9 protein-coding genes are annotated in these 12,802 nt (G+C 64.2%); 4 read left to right on the top strand and 5 right to left on the bottom strand.

Features of this window, described 5'->3' with window-relative positions:
• The 3 genes from AC5Y5W_RS12880 to AC5Y5W_RS12870 are packed head-to-tail and all read left to right on the top strand — an operon-like array spanning nucleotide 1 to nucleotide 2,309.
• Nucleotides 1-321, top strand: coding sequence for an ESX-1 secretion-associated protein (locus tag AC5Y5W_RS12880; RefSeq protein ID WP_500012804.1), 321 nt, complete (start codon nucleotides 1-3; stop codon nucleotides 319-321).
• Between the two features lie 3 nt (nucleotides 322-324).
• On the top strand, nucleotides 325-849 hold the full coding sequence (locus AC5Y5W_RS12875; RefSeq protein WP_500012803.1) for a hypothetical protein: 525 nt from the start codon (nucleotides 325-327) through the stop codon (nucleotides 847-849).
• A gap of 17 nt (nucleotides 850-866) precedes the next feature.
• Nucleotides 867-2,309 (top strand): 9-bladed beta-propeller domain-containing protein, encoded by a 1,443-nt coding sequence (locus tag AC5Y5W_RS12870; RefSeq protein ID WP_500022342.1) that lies wholly within the window; start codon nucleotides 867-869, stop codon nucleotides 2,307-2,309.
• A 6-nt stretch (nucleotides 2,310-2,315) separates the two neighbouring features.
• On the opposite strand, the gene AC5Y5W_RS12865 is transcribed toward AC5Y5W_RS12870, so the two are convergent.
• Together AC5Y5W_RS12865 and AC5Y5W_RS12860 are read right to left on the bottom strand one after the other, a co-directional pair.
• A complete protein-coding gene (locus AC5Y5W_RS12865; RefSeq protein ID WP_500022341.1) occupies nucleotides 2,316-3,320 on the bottom strand; it encodes a PHP domain-containing protein in 1,005 nt (334 codons plus the stop codon).
• Between the two features lie 22 nt (nucleotides 3,321-3,342).
• Nucleotides 3,343-3,777, bottom strand: coding sequence for a hypothetical protein (locus tag AC5Y5W_RS12860; RefSeq protein ID WP_500022340.1), 435 nt, complete (start codon nucleotides 3,775-3,777; stop codon nucleotides 3,343-3,345).
• A 54-nt stretch (nucleotides 3,778-3,831) separates the two neighbouring features.
• On the opposite strand from AC5Y5W_RS12860, the gene AC5Y5W_RS12855 reads away from it, so the two are divergent.
• Complete coding sequence (locus tag AC5Y5W_RS12855) at nucleotides 3,832-4,680, top strand: LLM class F420-dependent oxidoreductase (protein WP_500022339.1); 849 nt, start codon at nucleotides 3,832-3,834, stop codon at nucleotides 4,678-4,680.
• Nucleotides 4,681-4,690: 10 nt separating this feature from the next.
• Here the strand turns inward: AC5Y5W_RS12855 and AC5Y5W_RS12850 are convergent, their stop codons facing one another.
• From AC5Y5W_RS12850 to gltB, 3 genes are all read right to left on the bottom strand, one after another.
• Nucleotides 4,691-6,127 carry a WXG100 family type VII secretion target gene (locus tag AC5Y5W_RS12850; protein WP_500022338.1) on the bottom strand — a complete coding sequence of 479 codons (1,437 nt, stop codon included), beginning with the start codon at nucleotides 6,125-6,127 and terminating at the stop codon, nucleotides 4,691-4,693.
• Between the two features lie 490 nt (nucleotides 6,128-6,617).
• Nucleotides 6,618-8,084, bottom strand: coding sequence for a glutamate synthase subunit beta (locus tag AC5Y5W_RS12845; RefSeq protein ID WP_500022337.1), 1,467 nt, complete (start codon nucleotides 8,082-8,084; stop codon nucleotides 6,618-6,620).
• Nucleotides 8,077-12,669: a glutamate synthase large subunit gene (gene gltB / locus AC5Y5W_RS12840; protein WP_500022336.1), complete on the bottom strand. Its 4,593-nt coding sequence runs from the start codon at nucleotides 12,667-12,669 to the stop codon at nucleotides 8,077-8,079. Before gltB ends, AC5Y5W_RS12845 begins: the two co-directional genes overlap by 8 nt.
• Between the last annotated feature and the right edge of the window lie 133 nt (nucleotides 12,670-12,802).

The following is a 12,802-nucleotide window of genomic DNA, read 5'->3' as shown; positions in this document are numbered from 1 at the left end:
ATGACCGACCAGCAGATGAATCTTCACGTTCTCACCGAGCACATCGACAAACTTGCGGAGAAGCAACACACCGCGGCAGACAAGATCACCGGGGCGAATCGAATGACCGGCGGAGACATCGCCTACAAGGTCTTCAGCACGCATGGCGCGGTGTGTTCGCCTACCAGCATGGTCTTTTCTGGCGTCGATACGGCTCGCAAAGCTGCCGGCGCCGCATTACACAAAGTGTCGACCGAGTTGGCGGAGAAACTGACCACAGCGGCGAGCAACTACAACAGCACCGATTACATGTCGGGCAAGATGCTCGACCGAAATATGTGACCCGTGGCTGGTGGCGGACCATTCGACGGGCCCTGGGAGGACGACGACGAGGACGGCAGCGCTGGCGAAGAGTCTGTCGCTGACGCCTTCGACGCGTACCTTCCGCCCCGACAAGCAGACGACGATGTCGATGATTCGTGGGATGCGTCGCCGCCGAACGAGAACGATGACGATCAGGATCTGACCTACCTCTTCACCGCTACCAATCCCGCCGGAACGGTGTCCGCCACGGCACTGATGGACGGCAGCGTGATGCGAGTCGAACTGGCACCGACGGTAACGAAAATGACGGAAGCCGAACTTGCTAAAGAGATCACGACCACCTCGATACTTGCCCGCCAGCAGGCTCGGGCCGGCCTGTATGCGGTAATCGCCCATTTTGGACGCCAACTGGGCCACGACGAAGCCGCGCTGCGCAACCTTCTCGAACACGAACTACATCTGCCGTCCCCGGACACCGTCTACGAAGAACAGGCAAGGATCTTCGCCGCCCACTATGACCAAGACTCCGGTCCTTCGGCGAACTGAGTGCGAAAGTCCTAACTATGGCGTGGAATAACCCAGTTTCTCCTGCTTCAGAACGGCGCCGTCGATGGCCGATCGTGCTGGCTACCGTCGCTATTGCCACGGTCGTGGTTGTCGCGGCCACGGGTCTAATCGTGTGGTGGCAGCGCGACGATGACACCCGTGCGCGCCGTGCCTGGCAGCCACCGGCACAGACGTTTTTGGAGGAATCGATGCGCGTGCAGCCTGCCCCAGGCTGGCGAACGAGTGTCACCGGTCTCGGCCTGCCCCCCTCGACGCCCGGTGTGACGGGCCAAAGCAGGATTGCCACCGACGACGACCCGTTTCACTCTTTCCCGTTCGTCGGAAACGTAGGCGACGATGCATATTTCATCGGCAAAAGCCCGGGTCCCCCCGATCCGCAATGGTGGCTGGTTGGTATCGACGTGCGCGATGGGCGTCGTTTGTTCCCGCCGGTGCGATTGTCTTCTGAGATGCCACGACCCGAGTGTTTCCTCAATGGGCCCAACGCCGTGTTGTGCTTACGCAGCACAATCAACGAGGTCACCGCCTGGGTGATCGACGCTCACACCGGTCGGGTGACGTACACCGGCCCGAGCAGCCTTAAAACGTATCCTGCGACGCTCACCGTCCATCAGATTGGTATTTACGCCGTTGCCACGACCGAGAATCAAGGTGTTTACGGTGTCGGGCCACACGCCGAGACCACCTGGTTCGTCCCCGGTAGCGGGCACGTCGACCATATGTATCCGCCTCCACGTGACACCGCACCTCGGACGCTCGCCACGCAGGCCGCGACCGGTCGCGGAGTTGATCGGAGAGTGGTTTTCTCACTCAGTGACGGCACCGTCATCCAGCCAAAGTTGGCCGATGATGCCGAGCAGCAGGTTACCGTCTTCTATCCGGGCGGCTTCGCCGCGGAAATTCGCGTAGGCCAGGAACTTTCGCGGGTCGAGTTCTTCGACGACAGCGGTAATCGGACGAGCCGAAGAAGCATAAAGGGCAGTCTCGTGAACTTCGAGGCGCTGGACTTGCCGTTCCTCAGGATCAAGGATGATTGGGCGGTCTACAGCCCCGACGGCGGCAGGCTACTGAAAGTCCCCGGCGACCCGCCGGCAATGGCTCGCCTGATCGGGACCACGCTCTACGTCGGGGCGCCCTGGGACACGATGGGCCCGCACTGGCAGCAATACGATCTGCGAACTGGTGCGCAGGGAAAGGCGTGCGACTACCAACTAGGTTCCTCGGACTACATCGGCACGGAAGGCACTGTGGCCGTAGTCGAGCTAGGTAACCCCAACGTCGGGCGCGTGACGGAAGCGTATGACCTGGCGACCTGCGACACCTTGTGGACGGTCAGATCAGCGATCGGATCATTTCGACAGGTATGGCGGATCAACACCACATTGGTCCAATTGTCCGACGACGGAACAGAACTCGTGTCTCTGGTCGCGCCGAGCTAAACGTCCCTACGACGCCGTCCAGGCCAGCAGCTTGTCGACAGGCCAGGTGTTGACGATCCGGTCGACGGGAACGCCGGCATCCAGCGCCCGTTGTGCGCCGTAGCCGAGGAAATCGAGTTGGCCCGGCGCGTGCGCGTCGGTGTCGATACTGAAATCACAACCGATCTCCAGCGCGAGGGCCAGCAGCCGGCTTGGTGGATCACGCCGTTCCGGCCGGGAGTTGATCTCCACGGCGGTGCCGTGATCGCGGCAGGCGGCGAACACCGCCTCGGCGTCGAACTTCGATTCCGGTCGAATGCCGCGATTGCCCGCGACCAAGCGCCCGGTGCAGTGGCCGAGCACGTCGGCATGCTCGTTGGCGACGGCCGCCAGCATTCGCCGGGTCATCGACGCCGAATCCATCGACAGCTTGGAGTGCACGCTGGCCACCACGACGTCGAGGCGTTCCAGCAGTTCGGGTTCCTGGTCCAGGCTGCCGTCGTCGAGGATGTCGACCTCGATACCGGTCAGAATGCGCATCGGCGCGAACTGCTCACGCAGCCCGTCGATGACATCGAGCTGATTGCGCAGACGGTCCGGCGACAATCCGTTGGCGATGGTCAGCCGCGGCGAATGGTCGGTCAGCGCACAGTATTCATGGCCCAGCGCCGCCGCGGTGGCCATCATCTCCTCGATCGGGGCCGAGCCGTCCGACCAGTTCGAATGCAGATGCAGATCACCGCGCAACGCGGCGCGGATGTCGCCTCCGCCGAGGTCTTTTGCGCCAGAACGTAATTCGATCAGATAATCGGGTTCGCGTCCCGACCAGGCCTGGTCGATCACCTTGGCCGTCTTCGGTCCGATCCCCGGCAGCGACTGCCAGCTATTGGCCTGGCCGTGCCGTTCCCGCTCGGCATCATCAAGCGCCTCGACAATGTCGGCGGCGTTGCGGTAGGCCATGACGCGGCGGGGCTCCTCGCGCGCCCGGTCTTTGTGGTAGGCGATCTCACGCAGCGCGGCTACCGGATCCATCACACCAGTGTGCCCCGAGCGGCTAGGACGCGAATTGTGCCGCGACGAACCCCGCCAGGATCACCGCGAAGCCGCCCATCTCACCGACGATCAGCAACGCCATCGACACCCCCGTGGCGCGGGTGGGGTGCTCGAATTGGTTGGTGGTGTCACGCAGTGCGCCGTGGACGATATAGCTCACGATCGCGGCGACGAAAAAGAACACCACCACCAGGGCCGCCGTCAGGTTCACCCACGTTGGCCAGGCGCTCAGCTCGACGAAAGCCGCGATCAGCAGCGTGGCGAACGAGTAGAGCAGCGCGGCGCGGTGCGCGATGTCGACGTAGGGGTGTGCGCGGTGGTCATCGGCAACGACGATCTGCCGGTACTTCCAGACGCCGAGAGCGAGTGCGAGCAGGAAGGTCAGCCCAGCCGCCAGCAGGGTGATTTTGGTGTCGATTCCGAGGTCGCAGCACATGGTCCAGCGAGTCTAGCCGCGCGGTCACCGGTCCTCGAGGACTACGGTCGGCTCATGCGATTCGCGTTCAAGACTTCACCGCAACACACCACCTGGGCACAGATGCTGGCCGTTTGGAAGGCGGCCGACGATATCGACGTCTTCGAGTCTGGGTGGACCTTCGACCACTTCTATCCGATCTTCAGCGATGCCACCGGCCCGTGCCTGGAGGGCTGGACGACGTTGACCGCGCTGGCTCAAGCCACGACGCGACTTCGATTGGGCACCTTGGTCACCGGCATCCACTACCGCCATCCGGCGGTACTCGCCAATATGGCGGCTGCGCTGGACATCATCTCCGACGGCCGGCTCGAGTTGGGCATCGGCGCGGGATGGAATGAGGAAGAGTCCGGCGCCTACGGCATTGAACTGGGCAGCATCAAAGAGCGCTTCGACCGATTCGAGGAGGCATGCCAGGTGCTGACCAGCCTGCTCAGCCAGGAGACCACCGACTTCGACGGCACGTACTACCAGCTCAAAGTCGCCCGCAACGAACCCAAGGGGCCGCAGCGACCGCACCCGCCGATCTGCATCGGTGGCAGCGGCGAGAAGCGCACACTGCGTATCACCGCGCGGTACGCCCAGCACTGGAACTTCGTCGGCGGCACGCCGGAGGAGTTCGCACGCAAGCGCGACGTGCTGGCGGCCCACTGCGCAGATATCGGCCGGGATCCCAAGGAGATCCTGCTGTCTGCGCACTTGTTCCTCGGTGACGACCGCAACTACGGGCAGGTCATCGAAAATGCGGCCGCGCTGGACGCTGAAGGTCTGGACTTGGGCATCGTGTACATCGCCCCGCCGCACGACCCGGCTGTGGTGGAGTCGCTCGCCGAGGCGATCCGCGGGTCAGGACTGTGCGGCTAGAGCGCCCAACTCACGGAGACACGGTAAACGTGGTGTCGTAGGTTTCCGGGTTGTGCGGCATCCCGTTCGGATTCGTGCAGATGCTCACCCGCATGTGCACGACCCATTGTCCGTGCTCGTTGTGCACAAATTCGGTGATGGTCGGCCCATACGGTGAGCCCCATCTGCTGGCGCTGTCTTGGATCGGGCCCACGAGAAGCTCGGGCACCGCGTCGAACAATGCCTCGGGAGTCCGTGCCACCACGCCCTCCACAGGTCCGGCGTCGGTGGCGCCCACCAACAGGTACCCCCCGCCATTGGGAAGCGCCACGATCTGATTCTCCCGGTTACCGTTCATGGCGCCGCTGAAGGTTTGGTATGGCTGCGAAGGCAGCAAGTTACCCCAGTCCCGGCTTTTCCCGACGGGCTCAGAGCGCCACATCGCGCGATCGCCCGCTGGGGTGTTTCCGACGATGATCATGCGCCCGCTCTGCGTGTCAAAAGCACCGCTGGCCCGTGAAACACCGTCCAGGACGTACAAACGTCGTTCCAGATCAGCGAGATCTACCACGACCGTCTTCGGCACCGGGAAGCCGAGATCACTGGTGCCGCCGCTGTTCTCATACCGCACGAGGGCAAAGAACGCGTAATGCTCGCCGTTCGGGCCAATCGCGGTACCGGTCGGAATGGGCCGCGCTAACGGATTTCCATTCGCACCCCGACGAACCGGCAACGGGTTGTCTCCGTCGTATATCCACGGTATTTGCACCTGCGGATAGCCTGATCTGCCATCGGCGGCGACGCCATTCCCGCCGAGCCGGATACCGGTGCCCGGGATCGCCGCGCCCAAGTCATCGTGTTTTTGTTCAACGGGGGTGTGCACCGTCGCCGGCCCGTGGATCGTGGGGCCTGCGCCGCCCAGGTTGCCCGATGTTTCGGTGACATGGCCCGGCAGGCCTTTGATGGCATTCCGCAAGTCCTGGGCGAGCCTGCGGTCTTGAGTGTCGTATTCGGCCAGCAACCTGGCCAACGACACCGAGTTGGTCGCTGCCAGCTGGCGCAGTTGCATCGCACTGACCGGGCTCGATTGGAACAACCGCTGTAATGGACCGTCGGGCCGGACCGAGACGGTTCCGTGCGGTGCCACCTGCCAGCCTTGTTGCTGGAGCTGCTCAAGGATCCGCAGGGTGCTGGCGCGCGTCGCGGCCAGTTGGTCGCCTCCGCTTTGCAGTACCGATCGGAACCGCTGCAGCGTGTCAGCCAGTTGTTGCTGCTGCGCCAACGTGCGCTCGACACGAGTCGCGGCCGCCTCGGAGGCTGCCCCCTCCCAACCATCACGCAGCTGCATCAGTGCTTGCCGCCCGGCGCTGAGTTGTTCCCGGACGGCAGCCGCCGAGGCACCTGCCTGGCCGGCGGCTTGCGTCAGCCGGTCGGGGTTTGATGCCTCAACATCGCGAATGTTGACCATGCGTCAGCTCGTAGCACGCAGATATGCGCCCCCCTGGCCGAGTTCGGCCTGCGACGCCGGCGTCATAGTCGGCATCGTAATGGCGTAGCAAGGGCTGTCGACTCGCGACTGATCATCCGGAAGGTTTCGAGCCCAGCGCAGCCAGATAACAAGTCGATCAATGTGAGCAAACTAAAATGGATCTAATGGTTAGTGGGCGCCGAGGACTAGACGCCGAAACGCAGCAGCTCTTCGGGTGTGATCAGGCGTTCATGTCGAGCCGGGAATTCACGGCTTTTAACCGGGTGCCGAAACCATGACCAGGCGATTCGCCCCACCCGTGACCGGGGTAGTGGGTTGATGTGCACAGTGATCACTCCTGCGGTCGGTCAACTGGACCGTGGCCCACGTTACGTGGCGCCCACACCGGGTTATTAGACACCTAACATCTGGCAAACAGCGGGAGACGCGCCGAGCAATTTATCAAATGTTGCAGATGCGTCTGGAGTGACTATCGTTGCGGCGCTGTGGTGGGTGTGATGGGCGCTGGCAATGCAGTTCGGCCCATCAAGTAACGATCTGCGGCTGCTGCCGCCGCGCGGCCCTCGGCGATCGCCCAGACAATCAATGACTGGCCCCGCCCCATGTCGCCGGCAACGTAGACGCCGGGCACCGAAGTCTCGAAGTCCTTGTTACGCGCGACGTTACCGCGGTCGGTCAGCTCCACGCCCAGGTCGGTCAGCAGGCCGGGTTGCTCCGGGCCGACGAACCCCATCGCCAACAGCACCAGATCCGCCTCGATCTCAAAATCGCTGTCCTCGGTTTTGACGAACTTGCCGTCCTGCATGGTCACCTCATGCACCTTCAGCGCGGTGACGTGACCGTCTCGACCGACGAACTCCTCGGTGTTGACCGAGAACATCCGCTCGCCGCCCTCCTCGTGCGCCGACGAGATCCGGAACATCAGCTCGTACATCGGCCACGGCGTGGATTCGGCGCGGGTCTGCGGCGGGCGCGGCATGATCTCGAACTGGTGCACCGTCACCGCTCCCTGGCGGTGCACGGTGCCCAGGCAGTCGGCTCCGGTGTCGCCACCACCGATGATGATGACCTTCTTGCCCTTGGCGGTGATCGGCGGCTCGCCGTCCGGCCCAAGCACGTCATCGCCCTCTTGAACCCGGTTGGCCCAGGGCAGAAACTCCATCGCCTGGTGAATACCGTCGAGCTCGCGGCCTCCGATGGGCAGATCGCGCGCGACAGTGGCACCACCGGCCAGCACCACCGCATCGAAATCGGCGCGTAACTGCTCAGCGCTGATGTCGGCGCCGACGTCGACTCCCGCACGGAACTCGGTGCCCTCGGCGCTCATCTGTTCCAGTCGGCGATCCAGGTACCGCTTTTCCATCTTGAACTCCGGGATGCCATAACGCAGCAGCCCCCCGATGCGGTCAGCGCGCTCGAAGACGGTCACGCGATGGCCCGCCCGGGTCAACTGTTGAGCGGCGGCCAGTCCGGCCGGACCCGATCCCACTACCGCAACCGTCTTGCCGGTCAGCTGCTCCGGCGGCAACGGAACCACCCAGCCCTCGTCGAAGGCGTTCTCGATGATGTCCAGCTCGATCTGCTTGATGGTCACCGGATCCTGGTTGATGCCCAGCACACACGATGATTCACACGGCGCCGGGCAGAGTCGGCCGGTGAAGTCGGGGAAGTTGTTGGTGGCATGCAGCCGTTCGATCGCATCGCGCCAGCGGCCGGTGCGGACCAGGTCGTTCCACTCCGGGATCAGGTTGCCCAGCGGGCAGCCGTTGTGGCAGAACGGGATCCCGCAGTCCATGCAACGCGTCGCCTGCTCCTGCAGCGTCTGGTGCGGGAAGTCTTCGTAGACTTCTTTCCAATCGCGCAGGCGCAGGTCCACCGGCCGGCGTTTCGGGGTCTCCCGGTGGGTGTACTTCAGAAAGCCCTTCGGATCAGCCACTGGCGGCCGCCATGATTGCTTCATCGGCATCGCTTCCGCTGCGTTCGGCCTCGGCGATCGCCTCCAGTACCCGCTTGTAGTCGCGGGGCATCACCTTGAAGAAGCAGCGCTGCTCGCCTGCCCAGTCGGCCAGGATGCGCTGGCCGACTGCGGAGTCGGTCGCATCGACGTGGGCTTCGATGATGCCGTGCAGCCAGGCCAGGTCGTCGTCGTCGAGGCTCTCCAACTCCACCATCTCGGTGTTGAGGTGGGAGGGGAACACGGCCTCGGGGTCATAGACGTAAGCCACACCGCCGGACATGCCGGCCGCGAAGTTGCGGCCAGTATGGCCCAGGATGACCACTTTGCCTCCGGTCATGTACTCACAGCCATGATCGCCGACTCCCTCGACCACTGCGTGGGCTCCGGAGTTGCGCACCGCGAATCGTTCGCCGACCACGCCGCGCAGAAACGCCTCGCCGCTGGTGGCGCCGAACAGAATGACGTTGCCGCCGATGATGTTGTCTTCCGCGGCATAGCCTTCCGGCGAATTGTCGGATGGCCGCACCACGATCCGGCCCCCGGACAGCCCCTTGCCGACATAGTCGTTGGCGTCGCCGTAGACCCGCAGCGTGATGCCTTTGGGCACAAACGCACCGAAGCTGTTGCCGGCCGAGCCGTCGAACGTGATGTCGATGGTGCCGTCCGGCAAGCCTTGGCCGCCATAGGCTTTCGTCACTTCGTGGCCGAGCATGGTGCCCACCGTGCGGTTGACGTTGCTGATTGTCGTAGAGAAACGAACGGGTGAACCGGAATCCAGTGCCTCGCGGCTCATCACGATCAACTGCTGGTCCAGCGCCTTGTCCAAACCGTGGTCCTGGCTGGAACTGCAGTACAGATCCTGGTTCATGAACGCCGACTCCGGCTCGTGCAGTACCGGCGCCAGATCGAGCTTGTGGGCCTTCCAGTGTGCCCGTGCCAACGTGGTGTCCAACGCGCCCACTTGGCCGACGGCCTCGTTGAGCGTACGGAAACCCAGCGCTGCCATGTATTCGCGGACTTCTTCGGCGATGAAAAGGAAGAAGTTTTCGACGAACTCGGGCTGGCCGGTGAACCGTTGCCGCAGCACCGGGTTCTGGGTGGCCACGCCGACTGGGCAAGTGTCGAGATGACAGACCCGCATCATGATGCAGCCAGACACCACGAGCGGGGCGGTGGCAAAACCGAATTCCTCGCCGCCAAGCAGCGCGGCGATTATCACGTCGCGCCCGGTCTTGAGCTGACCGTCGACCTGAACGACGATGCGGTCGCGTAACCCGTTGAGCAGCAACGTCTGCTGGGTTTCGGCCAGCCCCAGCTCCCACGGTGCGCCGGCGTGCTTCATCGACGTCAGAGGAGTGGCTCCGGTGCCGCCGTCGTGACCAGAGATCAGCACCACGTCGGCGTGTGCCTTCGATACACCGGCGGCCACTGTGCCGACACCGTTCTCGGAGACCAGCTTGACGTGGATTCGCGCCGACGGGTTGGCGTTCTTGAGGTCGTGAATCAGCTGCGCCAGGTCCTCGATGGAGTAGATGTCATGATGCGGCGGCGGTGAGATCAGTCCGACCCCGGGCGTGGAGTGCCGCACTTCGGCAATCCACGGGTATACCTTGCCGCCCGGAAGTTGCCCGCCCTCACCGGGTTTCGCTCCCTGCGCCATCTTGATCTGAATGTCGCTGCAGTTGGTCAGGTAGTGCGAGGTGACGCCGAATCGGGCGGAGGCGACCTGCTTGATCGCACTGCGCCGCCAGTCACCGTTGGGGTCGCGGTCGAAGCGGCCGATGTGCTCCCCACCCTCACCTGAATTCGACCGGCCGCCCAGCCGGTTCATGGCGATGGCCAGCGTCTCGTGCGCTTCGGCGGAGATGGATCCGTAACTCATTGCGCCAGTGGCGAACCGCTTGACGATCTCGGTGGCCGGTTCGACCTCGTCGAGCGGAACCGGCGGTCGGAGGCCATCGCGGAATTTCAACAGCCCGCGCAGCGACGCCATCCGCTCACTCTGGTCGTCAACCAGACGGGTGTATTCCTTAAAGATCTTGTACTGCCCGGTGCGGGTGGAGTGCTGCAGCTTGAAAACGGTGTCGGGGTTGAACAAGTGGTACTCGCCTTCACGGCGCCACTGGTATTCGCCGCCCACCTCGAGTTCACGGTGCGCTCGTTCGTCGGGCCGGTCCAGGAAGGCCAGCGCGTGGCGGGTGGCGACGTCGGCGGCGATGTCGTCGAGGGTGATACCGCCGGTGGGGCAGGTCAGCCCGGTGAAGTATTCGTCGAGCAGATCCTCGGAAACCCCGACGGCCTGGAACAGCTGGGCGCCGGTGTAGGACGCCAGCGTCGAGATGCCCATTTTGGACATCACTTTCAGCACGCCCTTGCCGGCAGCCTTGGTGTAGTTCTGCAGCGCCTTCTCCAGCTCGATCCCGGTGATGGCACCGCGATCGAGCATGTCCGCGATCGACTCGAATGCCATGTAGGGGTTGATCGCCGCGGCCCCGAATCCGACCAGCGCGGCCATGTGATGCACCTCGCGAGCGTCGCCGGACTCCACCACCAGCCCGACCTTGGTGCGGGACCGCTCGCGTACCAGATGGTGATGCACCGCCGAGACCGCCAGCAGCGACGGGATCGGGGCCATTTCCTGGTCGGACTCGCGGTCGGACAAGACGATGATACGCGCACCGTCGGCGATCGCCGCCGAGGTCTGCGAACGTACATCGTCCAGCGCGGCCTTCAGACCGGCGCCGCCCTCGCCAACCGGGTACAGACAGCGAATCACTTTGGACCGCAAACCATGCCGCCGTCCATTGACCTCCACGTCGGGATCGAGGTTGACCAGCTTGGCCAGCTCGTGGTTGCGCAGGATGGGCTGCGACAACACGATCTGGCGGCACGAATCTTCGGTGGGGTTGAGCAGGTCGCCCTCCGGTCCAAGGGCCCCGTGCAGGCTGGTCACCACCTCTTCGCGGATGGCGTCCAGCGGTGGGTTGGTCACCTGGGCGAACAGCTGCTGGAAGTAGTCGAACAGCATCCGCGGCCGCTCTGAGAGCACCGCGACCGGGGTGTCGGTGCCCATCGATCCGAGCGGCTCGGCGCCGGTGCGCACCATCGGGGCCACCAGCAGGTTGAGCTCCTCGTAGGTGTAGCCGAAAACCAGCTGCCGCAACACCACCCGGTGGTGCGGCATCTGCACGTAGTTGCCCTGCGGCAACTCCTCCAACGGGATCAGCCCCTTGTCGAGCCACTCCTGATACGGATGTTCGGCGGCCAGCTCCGCCTTGATCTCCTCGTCGGAGACGATGCGGCCCTGCGCCGTGTCGACCAGGAACATCCGGCCCGGCTGCAGCCGCATCCGGCGCACCACCGTCGACGGGTCGAGATCCAGCACACCGGCCTCTGAGGCCATCACGACCAGACCTTCGTCGGTGACCCAGATCCGAGACGGCCGCAAGCCGTTGCGGTCCAGCACCGCCCCGATGATGGTCCCGTCGGTGAACGTCATCGACGCGGGGCCGTCCCACGGCTCCATCAGCGCGGAGTGGTAGGCGTAAAACGCGCGCCGGGCCGGATCCATCGACTCGTGGCGCTCCCACGCCTCGGGGATCATCATCAGCACCGCGTGCGCCAAGCTGCGACCGCCCAAGTGCAGCAGTTCCAGCACCTCGTCGAAGCGGGCGGTGTCGGAGGCGCCGGGAGTGCAAATCGGGAACAACTTGTCGGCGCTATCCAGGTCGCCCGGCTCCCCGAAGACGTCCGTACGGATCAGCGACTCTCTGGCGCGCATCCAGTTCTCGTTGCCGGTGACAGTGTTGATCTCGCCGTTGTGGGCGATACGCCGGAACGGATGGGCCAACGGCCAGGACGGGAAAGTGTTGGTGGAAAACCGCGAGTGCACGATGCCCAACGCACTGGTCAGCCGGTCGTCTTGCAGGTCGAGGTAGAACGCCTTGAGCTGTGGCGTGGTCAGCATGCCCTTGTACACAAAGGTCTGACCGGAAAGGCTTGCGAAATAAACAGTTTCGCGTCCAGGACCGTCCTGCCCGGGGCCCTTGGTGCCGAGTTCGTGTTCGGCGCGCTTGCGGATCACATAGGCGCGCCGCTCCAGCTCCATCCCGGAGGCTCCGGCGACGAACAACTGCCGGAAGGTGGGCATGGCGTCACGGGATAGTGCACCCAGCGAGGAATCGTCGGTGGGTACGTCGCGCCAGCCGAGCACCTTTAATCCTTCGGAGGCCACGATCTTCTCCACCGCGGCGCAGGCAGTCGCGGCGTCCTTGGACGACTGCGGCAAGAACGCGATACCGGTGGCGTAGCTGCCCGGGGCCGGCAATTCGAAGTCGACAATCGCACGCAGGAAGTCGTCGGGGACCTGGATCAGGATGCCCGCGCCGTCACCGCTGTGCGGCTCGGCACCGGCGGCGCCGCGGTGCTCGAGATTGAGCAGCGCGGTGATCGCCTTTTCCACGATGTCGCGGCTGCGCCGGCCGTGCATGTCGACGACCATCGCCACCCCGCACGAGTCGTGCTCGAACGCGGGGTTGTACAGCCCGACGCGGTTGGGCGCCATTCTTACCTGACCCTTCACCAAGAACTTTCTGCGCGGCATTCATGAGTAGCTCCGGCGGCGCCGCCCCTAAGGAGAGCGGCTAAGCCCGTCGGCCCTTGTCGATATCCTGTACGCCAAACGGCGAAGACCCGGA

It is taken from the genome of Mycobacterium sp. NGS51, assembly GCF_059812525.1.
This window is presented reverse-complemented; position numbering and strand designations above follow the sequence as displayed.

Bases quoted from the DNA above. Each gene is read 5' to 3' on its own strand.
- AC5Y5W_RS12880 (WP_500012804.1), top strand. From the start codon at position 1: ATGACCGACCAGCAGATGAATCTTCACGTTCTCACCGAGCACATCGAC.
- AC5Y5W_RS12870 (WP_500022342.1), top strand. From the start codon at position 867: ATGGCGTGGAATAACCCAGTTTCTCCTGCTTCAGAACGGCGCCGTCGA.
- AC5Y5W_RS12865 (WP_500022341.1), bottom strand. From the start codon at position 3,320: ATGGATCCGGTAGCCGCGCTGCGTGAGATCGCCTACCACAAAGACCGG.
- AC5Y5W_RS12860 (WP_500022340.1), bottom strand. From the start codon at position 3,777: ATGTGCTGCGACCTCGGAATCGACACCAAAATCACCCTGCTGGCGGCT.
- AC5Y5W_RS12855 (WP_500022339.1), top strand. From the start codon at position 3,832: ATGCGATTCGCGTTCAAGACTTCACCGCAACACACCACCTGGGCACAG.
- AC5Y5W_RS12850 (WP_500022338.1), bottom strand. From the start codon at position 6,127: ATGGTCAACATTCGCGATGTTGAGGCATCAAACCCCGACCGGCTGACG.
- gltB (WP_500022336.1), bottom strand. From the start codon at position 12,669: ATGGCGCCCAACCGCGTCGGGCTGTACAACCCCGCGTTCGAGCACGAC.